This window comes from Asaia prunellae JCM 25354 (assembly GCF_000613885.1).
GTDB lineage: Bacteria > Pseudomonadota > Alphaproteobacteria > Acetobacterales > Acetobacteraceae > Asaia > Asaia prunellae.
On the sequence record NZ_BAJV01000007.1, the window covers coordinates 21,906 to 41,446 of the forward strand.

General features: G+C 48.2%; 14 protein-coding genes and 1 pseudogene. 11 read left to right on the plus strand and 4 right to left on the minus strand.

The window, feature by feature from the left end; genetic code table 11:
- Window positions 1-2: 2 nt before the first annotated feature.
- A complete protein-coding gene (locus JCM25354_RS07085; protein WP_025885493.1) occupies window positions 3-2,342 on the minus strand; it encodes a TonB-dependent receptor in 2,340 nt (779 codons plus the stop codon).
- 669 nt (window positions 2,343-3,011) lie between these two features.
- Between JCM25354_RS07085 and JCM25354_RS07095 the strand changes: the two genes are divergently transcribed.
- Both JCM25354_RS07095 and JCM25354_RS20635 read left to right on the plus strand, forming a co-directional pair.
- Window positions 3,012-3,380 (plus strand): energy transducer TonB, encoded by a 369-nt coding sequence (locus JCM25354_RS07095; RefSeq protein WP_025885495.1) that lies wholly within the window; start codon window positions 3,012-3,014, stop codon window positions 3,378-3,380.
- A 928-nt stretch (window positions 3,381-4,308) separates the two neighbouring features.
- On the plus strand, window positions 4,309-5,757 hold the full coding sequence (locus JCM25354_RS20635) for a Hint domain-containing protein (RefSeq protein ID WP_084294664.1): 1,449 nt from the start codon (window positions 4,309-4,311) through the stop codon (window positions 5,755-5,757).
- A 220-nt stretch (window positions 5,758-5,977) separates the two neighbouring features.
- Here JCM25354_RS20635 and JCM25354_RS17330 read toward each other — a convergent pair.
- Window positions 5,978-6,363: pseudogene (locus tag JCM25354_RS17330) on the minus strand (winged helix-turn-helix transcriptional regulator).
- A gap of 129 nt (window positions 6,364-6,492) precedes the next feature.
- Here JCM25354_RS17330 and namA point away from each other — a divergent pair.
- The 6 genes from namA to JCM25354_RS07145 all read left to right on the plus strand — a co-directional run bounded on the left by namA (window position 6,493) and on the right by JCM25354_RS07145 (window position 14,439).
- The gene (gene namA / locus JCM25354_RS07115; protein ID WP_025885496.1) at window positions 6,493-7,569 is read left to right on the plus strand and encodes an NADPH dehydrogenase NamA; all 1,077 of its coding nucleotides are present in this window, start codon (window positions 6,493-6,495) and stop codon (window positions 7,567-7,569) included.
- Window positions 7,570-7,995: 426 nt separating this feature from the next.
- Window positions 7,996-9,225, plus strand: a complete 1,230-nt coding sequence (locus JCM25354_RS20070; RefSeq protein ID WP_025885498.1) for an AI-2E family transporter — start codon at window positions 7,996-7,998, stop codon at window positions 9,223-9,225.
- An 831-nt stretch (window positions 9,226-10,056) separates the two neighbouring features.
- Window positions 10,057-11,067: an ABC transporter permease gene (locus tag JCM25354_RS07130; RefSeq protein WP_025885499.1), complete on the plus strand. Its 1,011-nt coding sequence runs from the start codon at window positions 10,057-10,059 to the stop codon at window positions 11,065-11,067.
- A gap of 58 nt (window positions 11,068-11,125) precedes the next feature.
- Entirely contained in the window at window positions 11,126-12,058 is a 933-nt protein-coding gene (locus JCM25354_RS07135) for a sugar ABC transporter substrate-binding protein (RefSeq protein ID WP_025885500.1), read from the plus strand.
- A gap of 34 nt (window positions 12,059-12,092) precedes the next feature.
- Window positions 12,093-13,601: a sugar ABC transporter ATP-binding protein gene (locus JCM25354_RS07140; RefSeq protein WP_025885501.1), complete on the plus strand. Its 1,509-nt coding sequence runs from the start codon at window positions 12,093-12,095 to the stop codon at window positions 13,599-13,601.
- Window positions 13,602-13,677: 76 nt separating this feature from the next.
- Window positions 13,678-14,439, plus strand: a complete 762-nt coding sequence (locus JCM25354_RS07145; protein WP_199899923.1) for an SDR family oxidoreductase — start codon at window positions 13,678-13,680, stop codon at window positions 14,437-14,439.
- A gap of 316 nt (window positions 14,440-14,755) precedes the next feature.
- Here the strand turns inward: JCM25354_RS07145 and JCM25354_RS23385 are convergent, their stop codons facing one another.
- Window positions 14,756-15,421, minus strand: a complete 666-nt coding sequence (locus JCM25354_RS23385; protein WP_025885503.1) for an AraC family transcriptional regulator — start codon at window positions 15,419-15,421, stop codon at window positions 14,756-14,758.
- The gene (locus JCM25354_RS20640) at window positions 15,337-15,810 is read right to left on the minus strand and encodes an AraC family transcriptional regulator ligand-binding domain-containing protein (RefSeq protein ID WP_084294666.1); all 474 of its coding nucleotides are present in this window, start codon (window positions 15,808-15,810) and stop codon (window positions 15,337-15,339) included. Before JCM25354_RS20640 ends, JCM25354_RS23385 begins: the two co-directional genes overlap by 85 nt.
- Before the next feature lie 189 nt (window positions 15,811-15,999).
- Between JCM25354_RS20640 and JCM25354_RS07155 the strand changes: the two genes are divergently transcribed.
- The 3 genes from JCM25354_RS07155 to JCM25354_RS07160 all read left to right on the plus strand — a co-directional run bounded on the left by JCM25354_RS07155 (window position 16,000) and on the right by JCM25354_RS07160 (window position 19,333).
- Complete coding sequence (locus tag JCM25354_RS07155) at window positions 16,000-17,310, plus strand: NAD(P)/FAD-dependent oxidoreductase (protein WP_025885504.1); 1,311 nt, start codon at window positions 16,000-16,002, stop codon at window positions 17,308-17,310.
- 72 nt (window positions 17,311-17,382) lie between these two features.
- Window positions 17,383-18,819 carry an APC family permease gene (locus JCM25354_RS20645; RefSeq protein ID WP_084294667.1) on the plus strand — a complete coding sequence of 479 codons (1,437 nt, stop codon included), beginning with the start codon at window positions 17,383-17,385 and terminating at the stop codon, window positions 18,817-18,819.
- A 148-nt stretch (window positions 18,820-18,967) separates the two neighbouring features.
- On the plus strand, window positions 18,968-19,333 hold the full coding sequence (locus JCM25354_RS07160; RefSeq protein WP_025885505.1) for a cupin domain-containing protein: 366 nt from the start codon (window positions 18,968-18,970) through the stop codon (window positions 19,331-19,333).
- The last annotated feature ends 208 nt before the right edge of the window (window positions 19,334-19,541 follow it).

Genomic DNA, 19,541 nt, shown 5'->3' on the forward strand with positions numbered 1-19,541 from the left:
GCTCAGAAGTCCTTGCGCAAGGTAAAGCCACCATAGCGACCATAATCTCTTGGAAGCCAGTTCACGACACCGCCCAGACTGCCATAACCTATGTAGGACGCGTAATGCGTATTGATAGCGTTACGCATGATCAATGTCAGACGGAGCCGATGCTTTTTGTCTTCGATTGTAGTGCCGAGATTCCAGATCCCGTATGCTTTCTGGATTGTGTCGGGCGTTTCAGTCAGGGAATACTGAGTACGACTCTGCCATGTATAATCGCTATCCAGTGAGAGTGTGAAACGATCATTCAGTGGCCGGGTGTAGTCCGCATTCAGAACAGTTTTCCAGCGCGGTGCAAAAGGCAGGGGCTGGCCATTCACATTGCAGGACAAAGGCGCACCTGCAGGGCAGTTGAAATGATCGACCGTTGCATAGGTGTAGGCAAAATTACCCCCGATCGTCACATATCGAAAGGGATGCGTGGTGATATCACCCTCTACGCCTTTGCTGGAAACTGTTCCTGCATTGATGAGGCGTGTAACAGTTGCACCTGCAACAGAATCCAGAAAATTCGCCTGGTAGTTCGAGAAGTTTTCAATGAAGGCCGAAAAATTTGCTGTGAGTCTACGGTGAAAAAACTGGGATTTCATACCTATTTCGAAACTGTTGTTCTGTTCTGGTCTCAGGGAATTGGCATCAGTATTCTGCATGTTGAAAAATACGTTATATGCTGGCCCCTTATATCCATGCGAGTAAGTGAAATAGGCATGAATATCATGGCTGAGATCGTATTGCAGGCCAATCCGGTCAACATAACCGTTATGGGCTGTTGAGCCATTGGAAGAAAAACCTGTGCGAATGCCGGTGACCGCTGCGGCGGATGTTGATGAACGGTTGAAGCGATAATCCAGATCGTCTCTCAGGAGGCGAAGTCCCAGAATGGCTCTGAAATTTCTTGTGAAATTCAGGTTACCCTCTGCAAAAGCGGCATAGTTATTTCCAGTGGTTCCGAAGCTGGCGCGTCCGGCAACAGGTGTTGCGCCATAAGGCTGCAAGGATCGATCATACGTTTCCGAATCAGACGTATGTAAATAATACAAACCCGCTACGTAGTCGAGGAAATGCCCTTTCGGGGAAGCAATACGGACCTCTTCCGAGGCTTGCCAGAAATCCAGCCATCCATGGTCCGCCAACTGCGGAAGGGACCCATAGGCCTGGGAAAGTTGATCATAGTCCTGATTTTGTGTGTTTTGCCAGCGCCGGTACGCAGAAATGGAAGTTAGGTTATAGCTGTCAATTTTCCGATCAAGTGTGATAGAAGCGCCGCCATTATGGTCGACTGATTTGCTGAGAATATTATTACTGAGTCGTGTATTATTCGATGAGGGATTAATACCTTCAGAACTCAAAGCCTTTGCCAATGCTGCATTGCCCGTCACTGTACCTGTTGGATAAGCAATACGTGAAGTTGAGGAAAAAACTCCATTTGGAACGGAATCGTTGGAATACATGTAGTCCAGACCCAGCGTGATTCGCGTCTGATCGTCCGGTGTCCACGCCAGTTTGGTTCTTGCTCCGCGATGCTGATATCCGTTGACCGTTTCATTATTATAAACGTTGCGAACATTGCCGGTGTAACCACCAACCAGAAAGGACCCTATTGCCGTCAGCTTTGAGGGAACAAGTGTGCCTGACGCTCCAGCGTTCAGACGATATTCGTCGCCGGAAAAGTAAGAGGCCTCGGCATGTGCATGAAAATCTTCTGTCGGTGTCGCAGTAACAATATTTACTGCGCCAGCCGAGGCATTTTTGCCAAACAACGTGCCCTGAGGTCCTCTCAGCACCTCCATATGCTCAAGATCGAAGAGATCCGCGGTTGCCTGGCCTGAACGGGCCAGAACAACACCATCGAGAACAGTAGACACAGAAGGCTCGACACCTGGCGATGTGGAAATCGTTCCTATGCCCCGTACGAAAACAGTTCTGTCTTTGGATGAAGCACTGGTTCGAAAATTTGCAGAAGGAATGAACTGGAGTATCCCCTGCAGGTCGTGAACATTGTTTCTGGTAGCCTCTCTGGCTGTAAATACAGAGGTAGCAACAGGAACTTTCTGGAGAGGTTCACTACGTCGCCGGACCGTGACCGTGACCTGTTCCTCGTTATTGGGCGGTACCTTGACATCATTCGCTTCAGAGCCTGGGCCTGAAATGGTTGAGTGCTTCGGGTGCTTGCCCGTCGCAGCAACAGCCTGATTAGCCGGAAAAGTAAGACACACCAACGTCATCGCGTGCAGCAGATACTTTGCGCTGTGAGTTTTGGGATCTTTGGCGAGCAGAAGACTGTCGAACGGATATTTCACTTTTTTACCGCGTATGATTGAGATATATCATTGAAATTTGTGGTAACATACAATCACCAGGAATCGCAAATTACAACAAACAACTGTTATTATGTGTGGAATATTGCCTGTATTCTGTGTCTATGGGCACAACCTGTCATACAGTCCAGAGTGTTTGCGCTGGAAATCGATGCACGTAATAGATCTTGCCATATGGCATTGATTGAGAGACAGAGAGTGTCTCAAAATAGTATTTTTTAGTTCTATAGATTCTAATTCTACAAACACTATATAATTTATATATATATCTATACATAATAAGTGAGACATTCATGGTTGATTTGGTGTTATATTGGATAATGCATGTAAGTTTTACCTTGTACATCAGAAGTTATATTCCGGATTTATTCTTCGCCGCTTTCAAGCTCGGTGAGATCGCGCTTCCTATCAGTCTTACCGCCTTGGAGACGTTTTACAGGTACGGTTTTCCGAAGGTAATATCGCAGTTGAGGAAGGTCATTTTTGGTACTCAGGCCTGTTTGATAATCCGAGAAATGAGTGAGAGCATGGCTAATCTGGAGAACGACCGGACTCTTGACGAAATGCAGACAAATACCGGATCATAGGAAAATAGCCTTGGATATGGCTATTCTTAAAGATAAGAACTTCATACAGAGTAACAGGAAATAAATGAACGCGATCTTTTTCAAGAGAGGATTATTCTTTTTCAGCATTGCCCTGCTCCCGGCATGTTCTGCCACTATCCCGGCAAAGAATACGGACACAGGGTTTGTCAAATCAAAAAGAATCTCCGGTCCAAACCCTTACTACCCTTTTGACGCCTTCAAGAATGCAGAAAGTGCAAATCTTGTACTCAAGGTTAATGTTGACCGGGACGGAAATCCCCATAACTGTCGGATCACTCATTCGAGCAACTCTCGTTTCGATGCCTCTGCGCTTCAGTTTTGTCAGCGATCGGGATTCAGGGCCGCCACGATGAATGGAGTGCCAGTCGAAGACGTCGACCGCGATTTTCCCGTCAATTACTCTATGGATTGAACTAAAAATCATAAAAGAGCACATATGCAAGCTCTCGGCCCGGAGGCCACGTTTTTCAGACACAGCTGAGCCCGGTCTCAGGCCCCATAGCCGCTCTAGCCAGGCGCACGGCTGAGAAGAAGACGATTGGTCATCTGTCATAAAGAAGCTTAGCGATCGTGCGTATGAAAATGCCAGTGTCGCCTCAACGCTTCCTGCGATTAGGGAGCGTCTAGTGAGGACTGTATTCCCGGGGCGCACCACGCCAGCACAGACCGTTGTGGTATACCAGATGATGCCGCCAAGCAAGCGGCGGTCATCAGCACGAGGTTAGCCGTGGCTTCTGGGAAAAACAGTCGCAGACATTAACGAAACGGCCAGACCGTTTTGACATCCTAAACGCGGACCGAATGCTCCAAGCTGACGACCAGTCACGCACAGGCGGGCCACGCACTATTCAACAGAAAAAGCTGCGTCATCATCTACTTACTCCAGACAACGCAAGGGAAACAGAAGCAGGGTGTGGGCCTCATAATGTTGGGATTTCTGGAATCTTCCAAATATACCCTTGCAGATTAAAACAAGGACTCATATTATCCGCGTTATGGTATTGTATGGTGAAGACACTGAATATGTTCCCCATAGCCTGCTCTGGTTGGTTGCTACCAAAGATCCTCTGAGCAGCCTTGATCCGGCTCATCTGCAGGAGATACCAGGTTCTTTTATGGTGAAGCTCCTGTCCAAGCCGCAGAAGGCTGGAACCTTCCATGCTTCAGAGGAGATGAAAAGCAGTCATGTCCTTGCTAGGTGAGACCGTAAGATCAGCGCCCTTTCTGTTGTTGACGCGATCGAGGAACACAAGAGCCACCTCGCCGGGTTGTGCAGAATTACAGTAGATAGAGTTTGGGAACAAATCGTTCTGAAATATAAAATATAAAAGGCAACTATTATGGTAAGCTTTGTAAATTCTCAGACCGATTATAACGTGGATGGAGACTATTTTGATATAGGATCGTCTTCTCTGCCGATAAAGACCTGGAATACGAATATATATTATACTGTTAATGTTGGTTCGTCCGGAACTGATATTAGAACCACTGTCGGCGCAGGAGCATTCCAGGGTAATCGATATATATTTACGTTTGATGCAGATGTGGGAACGAAATTTACTTTCTATGCAAGTAACTCTTCTGCAATTGCCAGAAAAACTACGCAAACATACGATTCTGCTTCTGATACAACACATATAGAAGTCTGGATTGGAGCCACCAATAATGCCGCTATAGAATACAGAATCCCGGGAAATCCTCTAAATATAACACCGAATCAGACAATTACCGGTTCTATCGCTCCTTGGGGGTCATGGAGTTTTTCAGGAACGGTATGCTATCTGCTTGGAACCAAGATAAGAACGCCCTCTGGCGAGGTTGCGATAGAGGATCTGAAGATTGGTGATCTTATCTCTGTATGGGATCCGATCAGTTTAACTGAAATATGTAAGAAAGTTAAATGGCTTGGAAAGTCAGTTGCTTGTTGTACAGATGGAATTCCGGGGGATTCAAGTAATCATCCCATAAAAATAGAAAAGGATGCAATTTCTGACAATATACCTCATTCGGATCTATTCATAACTTCCGAGCATTGTATATTTATAAATAAATCATTTGTGCCTGCCAGAATGCTTGTTAATGGATGCACTATTAGCTACGAAAGCAATATATCTTCTTATACCTATTATCATATCGAAACTGAAGATCACTCCGTCATATGGGCCAATGGTCTGAAAGCGGAGAGTTATCTGTCGACAGGTAACTCTCAGCAATTTGCAAACAGGTCGAGTACTCCGCAACCGCCACAACTACGAAAGAATTGGGAGCATGATTCTGCTGCTCCCCTACGGACAGAGCGTCATTTTGTTGAGCCTTTGTTTTATGAACTATTGGAACGAGCCAAGATGCTCCACGCCGATTTTCGCCCAGTTGTTGGACAACAGGCGTCAGATTCCGAATTGACATTAAGAACGGAGGCCGGGGCTGTAATAAGACCTCTGCGCCAAAGCGGGGAGTGGGTGACATTTATGTTGCCTGAGTCCGTGCATCATGTGTTGTTACATTCCAGGGTTGTCCGGCCAAGTGATTCAATTGGCCCATTTGTAGACGACCGAAGGCAACTTGGCGTGCTTGTCGGAGATATCAAATTATTCAGCTGTGATTCTACCAGGAGTTTGAATGATCACCTTGTCTCCAGAAATACGAAAGGCTGGAGAGAGTATGAGCAAGGGATGGAGCTGCGTTGGACAAGTGGAGATGCTTATATTGATCTATGCTCAGATCCATGTGTTCTTGAAGGTCAGTCATTGCTAAGCATTCAGATAATGTCATCTGGCTCATCCTGTTAGGTTTTTCATATATCTCGACCAAGCTCTGGCTTCATCGACCAGATAGCGGAAATCTGATCCAGGCTCTGCAAGGAGCCTATGGATGAATAGCCTGTCTGGCTGATGGATCAACGGTCGACCGTGTTCTTTTTGGCCATCTGTTTTACTGCAACCGTCATATTCTGCTCATAAGTCCTAAACCTAGGAATTGACCTCGTTTCATTAGGATAATTCTCTGGCGTTATGGTTTGCGACAGATGGAATGCCGATCATCGGCGTTGCACGGTTGCAAGACAGAACGCTTTTCAAGCCATTTATCACCCCAATCACTGAGGCAGGTCAGTAACGGACGAAGCTCTCGCCTTCTGCCGTCAGGGTATATTCTACCCTCGGCGGCACGACCGGGAATACAGTGCGCGTGACCAGCCCGTCGCATTCGAGTTCGCGCAGCTGTTTCACGACCAGCCTTGGTGATGCACCTTTGGCAAGCTTGCTCAACATATTGAAACGCATCGTTCCATCAAGCAGATGATACAGAAAAACGCCTTTCCACTTTCCGCCGATCACATCGAGCGTGGCTTCGAGGGAGCATCCCGGTATTTTTTCCCAACGCTTGAGCTTCTTCATAGGACCCTGACACTATAAAAATTTATACTGTATTGAAAACTTTACAGTATTTTCGATTTTCTCATCACATCCTACCTCAGATGCAAGGGAACCTGAAACCTGTCCCGTGACTGCAAAAGAGGCAAAGCAATGAAGCTTTTCGATCCATTCACCATCCGCAACATGACGCTACGAAACCGGATTGCGATGTCGCCCATGTGCATGCATTCCGCTGCACCGGGCGGTTTTGTGAGTGACTTTCACCTTGTTCATTATGGCGCGCGCGCGCTCGGAGGCGCCGGGCTGATCTTTCCCGAGACACTGGCTGTTATGGAAAACGGAATGATCGGCCCCGGCGATCTTGGCATTTGGAGCGACGATCATCTCTCTGGACTGACGCGTCTGGTCGACGTGGTGCATAAAATGGGCGCAAAGGCTGGTGCACAAATCGGCCATGCCGGCCGTATGCTTGGCTTTGCCGATCAGGACGCCATAGCACCTTCTGCCATCCCCTTTGTGACAGACACCCGGGTGCCGCATTCTATGACTGAAGCCGAAATCCTCAACGTGATCCAAGCATTCAACGCAGCGGCAAGGAGGGCAGGGCAGGCAGGCTTTGATGTTATCGAGCTTCATACAGCGCATGGCTATCTGCTCAATGAGTTTCTCTCCCCTCTGGCGAACAAGCGAGACGATGCTTGGGGGGGCAGCCATGAAAATCGGTACCGCATTGTGCGTCTGATTATCGACGAAATTCGCCGTGACTGGAGTGGCCCGCTTTTCGTGCGGATTTCAGCTACCGATTATGCTGAAGGTGGCAACACCAGCGATGATTTTTTAATATATGGCCGCTGGATGAAAGAGCAGGGGGTCGATCTGATTGACTGCTCATCGGGCGGAATCGCCCCTGTCAAAGTGCCCGGCTTTCCGGGCTACCAGGTGCCTGCGGCGACAAGACTAAAAACCGAGTTGGGAATCATGACCGGTGCCGTCGGCCTGATTGAGACCGGCGATATTGCTGCCGACATCATCGGCAATAACAGGGCCGATCTGGTGCTGATTGGGCGTGCTATGCTCCGTGATCCTTTCTGGCCGCGCAGCGCGGCAGATCAGCTTCGCCTGTCGATCGAGCGGCCAGACCAGTACACGCGCTATGGCGCATGGTGGCTAGACAACCAGCCACGCCCTGAACCCGCCCGGATGGAGTCAACGGCTGGAGAATACTGACAGCTCTGGCCCACCGCTCGCGCCGCACCATGCTGCTGTTCTGGCATGGGCCTCTCTGATCTGGCGAGGACCTTCAAGAGTTTCCTTTGAAGTAGCCGTCATGCTGCCATTGGTTAGTGTATGGTAGGCATGCGGAATAGGTTACGAATGCGCACGGTGAGATCAGGATCGATTGGCTTTAGGACAGCAGAATGACCCGGCCAGAGTTTTTGTTTCTCTGCCTCGCGATCATCGAGACCGGGTCTTGCGACTGCGAACATAAAAACAAAGCTTGCGGATAAGATGCTTCTTTCAAAAGTCAGGTCACGGTTTGTGATCGATTTCGCGTCTCTTACGTTCTGCTGGTAATGCGTCTCAACCAATCAGCTTTGTGAGCAGTCTCACACCTCTTCCGCCGATCCAAAAATGAACGAAACGAACGAACACATGGCCTCTCCTCTCATTTCTGAACGTCATCCTTGGGTGAAGTATCTTGCACTCATCAGCATGGGCGTTGCAATCTATGCCGGAGCAATCTGGATCTCGTTCTCACTTATTGTCGCTTTGGCATGGGGAGCAGTCATCGCCATTGCCGTACGGCCAATACAACGCAAACTCGGGCAATTTATCGGTGCGAAGCTCGCAGCCGTCAGTCTTATTGGGTTGACATGCATGATCTTCACGATCATGGCGGGTATAGCGGGTTATGGAGCAGTAACCGAAATTGGTTCGCTTTCTGCAAAAGCTCATCGTTTCATCGCACCTCATGAGACATCGGTTCCGGCGAACAGTTCTGACACCGCCACGCAGAACCATGCTGCATTGCCGCAGCGTAACGGGGGTGCCGGGAATCCTGCCTCGGCGGATCAGAACGAGAAAGATGCTGGCTCGGGCTCAACCGACGGGTCAAAGCCTTCCCTGCCGCCGGCCGTCTCCTCAAGGATCGACAAGATCAAAAGCGCTCTCCCTGCGAGCCTCGCAAACAAGATCGACCCACAACAGATCATGAAAATGGCCAAGGCTCAGGTCAAATCCATCTCCAAGATCGCAGGGCTTGCGGCTTTCTCTGTTCTCAAAGGTATTCCACATCTTCTGGAAGCCTTTTTCATTGCCATGTTGACCGCAGCGTGCTGCCTTCTTTCCTATGGGCGGATTACTTCGTCTCTCCGCACGGTCAGCATTGAACTCACACAGCGCGATGACATTCTCCTGCACATCGTTCGCAGCGTCCGTGGTGCCGTCAATGGGCTTGTTCTTGTAGGTATCGGTGAGGCGCTCGTCTGCTCGCCCCTGATCTTCATTGCCGATGCCGGGCATGCCGTCATTCTGACGATCCTTCTGGCCATTGCCGCATCGATCCCCTTCTGCGGCTACCCGGCGGCCATTCTGGTCGGCGGTATCATCGCGGCTTCAGGGTCGATGAATATGGGCATTGCTGTTGCTGGCTGGGGACTTTTTGTTCTGTTCTGCGGCGAGCATTTCGCCCGTCCGAAGTTTATCTCCGACGAGACCCGCCTGCCGTTCCTGCACACTATGATTGCCATCCTGGGGGGATTGCACATGCTTGGCCTGGTAGGCCTTTTCATCGGACCGGCCATTGTGGCTGCGGCGCACATGCTCTGGTGTGAACTCGATGGCTCACGGCGAGCCCCCAAGACCTCCAAACAAGGCGCCTGATCTGCCTTCAACGATAGGCATGGGACCGCGCGCAGTATGAGCACTGTCGCGGTACTTGAAGAGATAGCCGGAGCGATCGCCAGGTTCGCAATTTCCCCTCACAGAATTGAGTGCAAGATCCGGCTTATCGGCTGACATGCGGACAGTGAACCTTCTGGGCGCTGGATATGATTCCAGGCCTGAAACAGTCTTGACCGCGTGTCATATGCCCGCGCCTCAATTATACAGCGAGAGCGGACATGCTACTTCATTGGAAGCCTCTGATTCCTCTCTCCAAAAGCTGAAATATACCTCGCTTGACAAAATACAGTCTTTGCTCTGCCAAGCGCACAGTGTGTCTTTCCGCATTGGCAGGATGAACAGCTGAGCGGGTGTCAGAGCTTTACCTCTATCTTCTCTACGATCCTTGATCTCTCTTTACCGCTAGCTTCCATCATTACCGTCCTTTGGCGTCACATCCAACGGCTCAGGACGTTGGCCTAATACGACCCCATTCTCTGTGTCTGATTTCAGTATCGGTAGAAACGCACAGTCCAGTCCTTTTTAACGATATATTACCCGCAAGCCTGAGGTCTATTTCGCAGCATATCTTCCCTGCTTAAATTATAATATTTTCGTTAAATAACGCTGACCTCGTAAATGTGTTCTCCAATATAAAAAATTAAATGTGATGTCTGATTTCTTGACATTTACAAGAGCCAGAGCATTATCATTAATGAAATTTCATTAAACAACATCCATGATTCTTATGACGAACTCCGCGAAGGTTGAAGGATACAAATCCGACAATAGCAGTCTTTTGCTGATTTCGTACGTGAGGAAGGGCTTTTTATGAGTAATCGCTCATCCGTTACTGACCCTGCTGCGACGTCTACCGGGATATCCTCTCCACCATCGACTTATCGTGATCGCAAATCATTTCTCAGCGGTGCTCAAGGGCCATTAATCGGTCTCTTTTTGCTGATCATGGGCTTCAGTTTCTGCAGCAGTGCTTTTTTCACGCTGCGAAACGGCCTGAATATAATAGATCAAAGCACGATTCTGGGAATTCTCGCACTGGGTATGACGGGTGTCATTATCATCGGTGGTATTGACCTTTCCGTCGGCTCGGTTCTGGCCCTGTCAATTATGGTATTAGGGTGGCTCCCGCAGGATTTTGGTGTGCCGTTCTGGCTGGCACTGCCACTTTCTATTCTGGTTGGTGGATTATGTGGTCTTGTTAACGGCCTGCTGGTGACTCGAGCGAAGCTCCCTGCGTTCATTGCAACGCTTACAATGATGTCTGTTGCGCGTGGTCTTGCCAACATCACAACAGACGGCCAACAGGTCGTTGGATATCCGGAATGGTTTACCGGACTGGCGACCGAGCGTTATCTCGGCGTATTAACGGTTACCGTAGGCTTGTTTATCGTTCTCGCAACCGCGGCCTGGGTTTTCCTCAAATTTCGCGCTACCGGCCGCTCCCTTTATGCGATTGGTGGAAGTGTGGAGGTGGCGCGGCTCGCTGGGATTCAGGTCGGTAAACTGACGATCCTTGTCTATGTTGCCTCGGGCCTGCTGGCAGGTATTGCGTCTGCAGTTATGGCGGCCCGGCTTGATAGTTCGCAGCCATCTTCGGGTCTTGGATATGAACTCGATGCAATTGCTGCCGTGGTCATTGGCGGTGCCAGTCTCTCAGGGGGCATCGGGTCAATTGCTGGCACTGTTACAGGCGTGTTTATTATCGGCGTTTTGCATAACGGCCTCAATCTCGTTGGTATTTCACCATTCATACAACAGGTCGTAATCGGCATTGCCATAGCTGTTGCGGTGACATTCGACACGCTGCGTCGCCGTAGCTGAGTGAGTGCTTTCTCCAATACATCGTTCGATTCAATTTATTTTTTTGCGAGATAACGTCATGTCCAGTTTCTATTCGGTCCGCTCGATTTTGGCATGTGGTCTTCTGAGTTGCGCCATTATGGGTGCAGCTCAGGCCAAGCCCATGGTCGGGTTGGCAGTAGCCAATTTGCAGGCGGATTTCTTTAATCAGATCAAACAATCGGTCGCTAAAGAGGCCAAAGAGAAGGATGTCGATCTTATTGTGGTCGACGCTCATGGTGATAGCGCCACTCAGGTCAACCAGATACAGGATCTGATTACACGCGGGGTTAACGCCATCATTTACATTCCGGCAGGTGCCACCGCCGCAGGCGTACCAGTTCGTATGGCAGAGTTGGCTCATATACCGGTTGTCGCAGTAGATCGTAATGCGCCTGACGCCCCGGCTCAGACGTTTATTGCGACCGATAGTGTCGCCTCAGCCCGCAAGATCGGTGAGTTCGTTTGTGAAAAAACAGGGGGAAAAGGCCAGGTCGCTATTGTGCAGGGCCAAACGGGAACCACTCCTGAACGCGATCGGGCAAAGGGATTCGACGAGGCACTTGCAAAATGTCCGGGTCTGAAAATTGTAGCCCAGCAACCTAGCCAGATGTGGTCGCAGAGCGACGGTTTCAACATTGGACAGGATATGCTGCAGCGGCATCCCGACATTACAGTGTTTTTTGGCCGCGCAGATGCGCTTGCACTGGGGGCTGCGCAAGCGACCAAGATTGCCAATCTTGATCATCCGGTTCTGATTGTTGGTCATGACGGGGATGTTGCTGGCCTGAAGGCCGTACAGAAGGGAACACTTGCTGCGACAATGACCCAGAAAACGCAATTTATGGGTAAGCTTGCGCTCGATTCAGCACTGGATCTTATTGCTAAAAAGCCGGTTCCTGCACTCCAGTTGCAAGAAGCTATTCTGACAACGAAAGAGAACGTTGCCCCCTTCATTGCACAGCATCCATGAGCGTCGTGTGAGCATTTCAGTCGGGGAATCTCCTATGTCGAACGAAGACCCCTCGTTGTCCTTCAGGCCAGTGAGATTGTCTCTTCGTGGCATTCAGAAGGCCTTTGGAGCGAATATCGTTCTTGATGGCATCAATCTGGATGTACGCGAAGGTGAAGTTGTCGCGTTGTTGGGCGAGAATGGCGCTGGGAAGTCTACCTTGTCGTCAATCATCTCAGGCCTTCATCACCCTGATAAAGGTGAAATGTTATGGGAATCACACCCTTACGCGCCTGATACGCCAGGTGATGCGCTGAGAAGCGGTATCGCTCTCATCCATCAGGAAATGAAACTTGTTCCTGACCTTTCCATTGCAGAGAACATGTTTATCGGGCGCATTCCGATGCGTCATGGTCGGGTGGACCGTGCGGCCATGGTGCGTCGCGCAGAAGTGCACCTCAAAGCCCTTGGGTTGAATGTCTCACCGGCTCGCATGGTCAGGGGATTATCGATCGCAGCGCAGCAACAGGTTGAAATAGCCAAAGCCCTGACGTTAGGGGCGCGTTTACTGATACTTGACGAGCCTACAGCGGCATTGGGGATGGCGGAAACCGACAATCTTTTTGCACAGATACGACGGCTCAGAAGCGAGGGGGTATCTTTTATCTATGTCAGCCACAGGCTCGAAGAAATCGCCCAGATATGCGATCGGATAACGGTGCTCAGAGACGGTAATCTTGTCGCGACACACGAATCTGCGTCTGTGCCCGTGAATGTACTTTTGCGCGACATGGTTGGACGGTCAATCGATCGTATCTTCCCGCCGGTTTCAGATCCCGGAGAAGAGGAGGTACTTCGCGTTGAAAACCTCACCTCTGCATCTGACGATTTTCGGAATATCAACTTCTCGGTAAAAGCCGGTGAGGTTTTTGGGATTGCAGGTATCGTGGGTGCGGGCAGGACAGAACTCGTGCGCGCCATTGCTGGCATTGATCCGATCCGCGATGGTCAGGTTTTACTTGAAGGCGACATCCTTCAGCCAGATAATGTAGGTGAAGCGATCCGACGTGGGATTGTGCTTGTACCCGAGGATCGCAAAAGTCAGGGTGTATTACTGGACCAGTCGATCGCCGATAATCTTGCATTGGGCAATTATGATCGGCTGGCACCAAACGGATGGTTGCCCCCTAGTAAGATTGGTCATTTCGCAAAAGATCTGATTCAACGTCTTGGCGTCAAAGGAGACCCGGAACAAAAGACACGCGCTCTGTCCGGTGGTAATCAGCAGAAAGTTGTTATTGCGCGCTGGCTAGCACGGGAACCAAAGGTCTTCATTCTTGATGAGCCTACCCGCGGTATTGACATGGGTGCGAGAGCAGCAATTTACGAGCTTATAGCCAGATTGGCGGCCAACAGGATGGCCGTTATTGTCGTATCATCCGACCTTGAAGAGGTGCTCGGTCTTTCCCACCGTGTAATGGTACTGGCTGGCGGCCGTCAGATGGGAATATTGCCGCGCAACGGTGCCAATAGTGTCAATATAATGGAAATGGCAACGGCTTAATAAAAAAGAAAATAGCCAAATAACAACTTCATATTATAAAACAAGAGAGGCCATAAGAATGCAATCTCGAGACAGAGTGGCTGTTATTACGGGGGCCAGTCGCGGTATCGGCGCAGCTATTGCCACGCGCTTTTCGCAGGATGGTCTGGCAGTCGTGCTGAATGCAAATGAACCATCGGTACATGATGTGGTTGATCGTATCCGTGCTGCGGGGGGAAGGGCCATTGCAGTCGAAGGCGACGTGACAAACGCGGAGTCCGTATCGGCTCTATATGACGAGGCGGAGCGCGCATTCGGCCGCGTGGATATCTCGGTTCAGAATGCCGGAGTGATTACGATCGCTCGCATTGAGGAGATGACCGAGAGCGAGTGGGACAAGGTGCTCGCGGTCAATACCAAAGGTGTATTTCTGTGCTGTCGCGAGGCTATTGCCCGGATAAGAAAGCATGGGCAGGGGGGGCGTCTCATCAATACGGCGTCCGGACAGGCGCGTCAGGGCTTCATATTCACGCCACATTATGCTGCGAGCAAGTTCGGAGTACTGGGTATTACCCAGAGCCTTGCCAGGGAAGTGGCCAAGGAGCGTATTACCGTCAATGCATTCTGTCCCGGTATCATCGGCACTGATATGTGGTCTTACAATGACACGAACTGGGGCAAGCTGCTTGGCAATTATAAACCCGGCGAGTTGATGGAGGAATGGGTGCGTAACATTCCGATGGGTCGGTCTGGTACAGCTGAAGAAGTAGCCGCTCTGGTGTCATTCCTCGCTGGTCCGGATGCCTCCTATATTACAGGGCAGGCCATTAATGTAGACGGAGGTCTGATCATGAGCTGAGCTGTTACAGAGCTATTATCACGCTTACCAACCATGACCGCATACCTCACTGTTTGCATCAAAATCAGGCGGTGAGAGCAATCGCGTTTCTTGACTGGACGAAAGTCCTGACAAGGTGGATATGACGAGAAAGAACGATGGTGATGGAGACTGGTGGGATCGACAGATTCCGAGCGGGGAGAAGACTTGTACGAGGCGCTGGAAGCCGCTCGGTCAACAAAGGTTTTCTGCGTAATGCACTCGCATTCTTTGCGTGAGAATGTGAATGTTGTCTGCCTGACAATTCCTCTTCAGGCATGCTGTTGCACCGCCTCAGTTAGCGCGACATCATCTTTCTTGTCTTATCGTCAGATCTGACAAAACGACGGGGGGTGACATTTGTCCACTGTCGGAAAGCGCGGCTGAAAGCTGTAGAGTCACTATATCCAAGGTCACTCGCAATTTCATCAAGGCTTAACTCACCCCGCTCCAAAAGCGCATGGCCGCGTTTCAACCTGCACTGACGTAGAATCTTACCAAATGAGATCGTGCGAACAGACAGTTCACGTTGTAGCGTCCGTACAGACAAACCCAGGTCTCTGGCAACGTTAGAAAGCGTTGGCCGGCTTTCACCCAGGTACCTGTCAATTATAGAGACAACCTTCTCTACAATATCATCTGGCTCAGATTCAATCATCAAGTCCGTTAGATGACGCTCCAAGAATTTTATGGAACGTGACGAATCTATTGTTCTGCTTCCTTCATATGCAGCATGATCAAGATCAATACGAGAGAAAACAATACTGTTTGATGACTTTCCAAATCTTGGTGTCACACCGAAATACGCCTCCAGTGTTTTGGCACTCAGACCACGCCGATGTTCAAAGTGAATATCAAGAGGTCTCCATGCTGCTCCCATTATCGCACGGATAACAGAGCAGGTTGATACGATCGAGAATTCAGCATCCTGACAGCGTGGCCAGATTTTTGATTCAGAAGACAATAATCAAAAATCGCAAGATCACCCACTTCGGAAAGTCTAGCCATCGTCCCACTTTGCAATGCCGTTATGCGAGACGTCAGTACTTTCAATGCACTTCTGAGTGTCGGCTGCCCCGCAACAACCAACCCCAACGGACCGAGTGAAGCTGGAGATATGCCTCTACCCAGTTTCACACCAAGAGAGGGCTCATTGAGGACAAGTGCCGCTTCTTCGAATAAGGCAATATAGCGAGCTAACGGCATAACATCGTAGAAATCTGCTTTACGGAATACATTCAGACCATTGCGTTTTAAAAACTTTCTTGCTTGTTCTCCTCCGGAGTTCAGTACATCCAGGATCAATAAAAAAATTGGCAGCCTGATCGTTGCAGCTGATGCTTCCTGAGTCACTTCAAGCTCCTATCCAAACTATGCCTGATCAGAAATACAAGCTCCATTTGGCATAAATAGTCAATAAAATGGCACGAATTGTCAGGATTTATTATCACACACGTGATTAACTTTTGTTCACAAACTTATATCGGCTTATAGGCTTTTTTGTAATCCGGATAGATATTTCTTAGAACGAGGTAACCATAGATGAAGACGTTCTTGTCGAAACTGGACTCAATAAACTATTATACAGCAACCAGAAAATACAGCCTATCATTTCCACGGCTTACTGACGATATAGAAGCTGACGTCGTTATTATCGGGGGAGGGTTTTCTGGCATCAATACAGCTCTCGAATTGGCAGAAAAAGGCATCACGAATACTGTTATACTTGAAGGAAGACATCTAGGTTATGGTGGGACAGGCCGTAATGGTGGTCAGGTAATGGCAGGGATAGGTCATGATATAGAAGCCGTAAGGAAGCATGTTGGAACAGAAGGCATTAAGACACTCTTCAGCATTGCAAATCTTGGAGCAGGAATCATAAAAGATAGAATTGACAGATATGGTATTGATGCTGATTTCCGTAATGGTTACGGGTATCTTGCTTTTAATAATCGTCAGAAAAATACGTTACGAACGTGGTTGGATGAGTTCCGGAGAATTGCTCCCGAAGAAGAGATCGAACTACTTACAGGAAGAAATGTAGAGACAGTTGTAGGCTCCCGTGCTTATAGCGCAGCATTGAAACATATGGGGGGAGGTCAGGTTCACTCCCTGAATCTGCTTCTTGGGGAAGCCATGGCGCTGTCTAGTCATGGTGCAAAAATCTTTGAAAACAGTCCTGTCATCTCCGTTGAGTATAACAATCGTATACTTGTACGAACTAATTCAGGCAGCGTGAAGGCGACAAAGCTGTTATGGGCTTGTGACAGCTTCCTCAACAATCTCGAGCCAAAAATTTCGAAAAAGACAATCAATACATACTCTTTCCAAGTAGCGAGTGAACCCTTGTCGGATGCTCTGGTTGAACGGATAAGCCCAATTCGAGGTGCATACAGTGACATTCGTCCAGTAATCGATTACTACCGCATTACAAATGAGAACCGCCTCCTGTTTGGATCTGCGACAGAGTATATCGAATATGCGCCAAGAGATTTCCGGCAATGGAACTTTGGCAGAATACTCAAGATTTTCCCCTATCTCGCGAACATAAAGCTGGAATTCGCCTGGGGAGGGCCAATGGCTTGTTCGGCTAATCTTTTCCCGCAGATTGGTACTTTACCTGGCCAGCCGAACGCCTTCTTTGTTCAGGGTTATTCAGGGTTCGGAGTTACGCCAAGTCATATTGTTTGCAAGGTTCTTGCAGAAGGTATGAGCGAAGGTTCCGCGCGTTACGATTTGATGAGCGCAATCCCTCATCGAGAGATTATAGGAAGAGACTATTTCCGCCCCACTGTGATGACTGCTGCAAAGACATGGCATCAAATATGCGGCCATTTTAATGGTAGGCGCTGAGAGCTACATAAGTATATTTTCCTTTCTTTATTACTATATATGAATTTGATTAAGAAATTAAGGAAATAGATCGTGGATTTCAGAAACCCAACTGATAATAAAATTAATGGGCTGAGACAAGGTACGCTCGGAGTCTGGTTCATTATCTTTTTTGTTGTATCGGCAGCTGGACCGCTCACAGTTATCGCCGGAGGATTACCGATGGGTATGATGCTTGGTAATGGTGCCGGCTTACCGTTTATGTTGATCCTTGTTATCATAGTATTACTGCTATTTTCGGTAGGGTATACTTCAATGTCACGTCATGTGACCAATGCAGGCGGTTTCTATGCCTTGATATCGCGAGGACTCGGCTTTCGGATGGGAGGAATAGCAGCCTCATTGGCAATCTTGGGTTATAACGCCATGCAAATAGGTCTTTACGGTTTGCATGGTGTGGCTAGTGCGGCATTATTGAGATCACTCACTGGAATAAGCAGTCCATGGTGGGTCTGGGCTTATGCATCAATAATAACTATCGGTTTCTTGGGATATCGTCGCGTTGATCTTTCTGCCAGATTATTGATGACGCTTGTAGCTTGCGAATACCTAGTCGTCCTGATATTTGATTTTCTTATCGTTCATGCAGGAGGGAATAGTGGACTCTCGATGGTCCCGTTTACATTCTCGGCCTTACTTGGCGGTGCACCCGCTATCGCGGTACTTTTCTGCTTCGCTGCCTTCGTTGGGTTTGAAGCCACAACCATTTATAGCGAAGAAGCCAAAAATCCAGCCAAGACCATACCGATTGCAACTTATGTATCCATTCTGCTAATTGGAGGGTTCTATACATTTTCGGCATGGTGTCTGGTTGTTGGCGCAGGGTATAATAACCTTGCTTCAACGATAATTAGTCTATCTGATCCCACGGATTTTACATTTATACTAGCTAATCAATACGGCAGTCCCTGGCTATCGATAGCCATGCGTATCATGCTTGTAACTAGTGTATATGCAGCGCTTCTGGCATTCCACAATTCTATTGCCCGTTATTTTTTCTCGACCGGCCGCGAAGGTTTTTTACCACGAAAACTGGGTGAGGCACATCTATATTATCAGAGTCCGCACACAGGGTCTCTTCTTCAAAGTCTAATTGCAATTACTGTATTAACGTGCTTTGTATTGTGTAGAGCTGATCCAATTAACACAGTATTTTCATGGCTTACGAATCTTGCTACGCTTTGTATTATCTGCTTGATGACTCTATGTTCATTATCAATTACGCGATTTTTTTACTATAATAAAAATAATGGTATAAATAATTCAATCATACTTTTTTCTTCCATACTATCTGGTATTGTTTTTCTAATAATATTTATTCTTTCCGTTGATAAATTCCATGTTCTGACAGGGCAGTCAGGTCAGATAGCATGGACACTCCTGTCACTTCTACCGCTAGCCGTACTTGCGGGATTATTGCGAGCAAATTATCTTATAAGTTATTCACTAAATATTGATAATACCTTATGAAATATAAATGGTATAAACAAATATATTTAATTATATACTTTACATATGGGAAAATTAAATTGTTATTCCCATCTTTTCAATAAGACTTTGCGATTATATCAGACGCCGTGCACTTTAAATGTTTCTTTGCTTAAAAAAGGAGAAAGTAATGACTATTACAAAAATAGAGATTAATAAATCCATTTCGGATCTGGATGCTTGGGGTAGGTTCTCAGACCTTGGAGCAGAAATTCTTGAAGGCGATGTACTAGCGTATGGTAAAATGACTTACGGTGCACCGACGGATCCAATCAATGCCGCTTATTTCGGAACGACCAAGGGAAAATTTCGCCTTGTTTATCCGTTCAGTGAACAGGCGACTCTCATTAGAGGCGAAATCATTTTGACGGATGAAACGACCGGACAGAGTAAGCATTATAAACCTGGCGACAGTTGGTTTGTAACGAAAGGAACGCCGACGCTCTGGGAGATAATTACTGAAAATTTTACGAAGCATTATTTGGCTTTCGCGTAATGTTACACTCATAGAGCGAGCGGCCTTGGCTGTATTTTCATCTATAGTCAGGGCCGTCACTGTATCCTCTGGAAGCAGAATTTGATGTACGAGAACCATCAAAACAAGTTATCTGGAATATATATATCGAATTATCATCATTGATCTTGTGTTCTATGATGTAACACTTATATAAAACTCTAACATAAATAATAGCAAGCTCGTTTAT

Coding starts and splice junctions, on each gene's coding strand:
- JCM25354_RS20070 (WP_025885498.1), top strand. CDS start 7,996: ATGGCCTCTCCTCTCATTTCTGAACGTCATCCTTGGGTGAAGTATCTT.
- namA (WP_025885496.1), top strand. CDS start 6,493: ATGAAGCTTTTCGATCCATTCACCATCCGCAACATGACGCTACGAAAC.
- JCM25354_RS07140 (WP_025885501.1), top strand. CDS start 12,093: ATGTCGAACGAAGACCCCTCGTTGTCCTTCAGGCCAGTGAGATTGTCT.
- JCM25354_RS07155 (WP_025885504.1), top strand. CDS start 16,000: ATGAAGACGTTCTTGTCGAAACTGGACTCAATAAACTATTATACAGCA.
- JCM25354_RS07160 (WP_025885505.1), top strand. CDS start 18,968: ATGACTATTACAAAAATAGAGATTAATAAATCCATTTCGGATCTGGAT.
- JCM25354_RS20635 (WP_084294664.1), top strand. CDS start 4,309: ATGGTAAGCTTTGTAAATTCTCAGACCGATTATAACGTGGATGGAGAC.
- JCM25354_RS07135 (WP_025885500.1), top strand. CDS start 11,126: ATGTCCAGTTTCTATTCGGTCCGCTCGATTTTGGCATGTGGTCTTCTG.
- JCM25354_RS07130 (WP_025885499.1), top strand. CDS start 10,057: ATGAGTAATCGCTCATCCGTTACTGACCCTGCTGCGACGTCTACCGGG.
- JCM25354_RS07095 (WP_025885495.1), top strand. CDS start 3,012: ATGAACGCGATCTTTTTCAAGAGAGGATTATTCTTTTTCAGCATTGCC.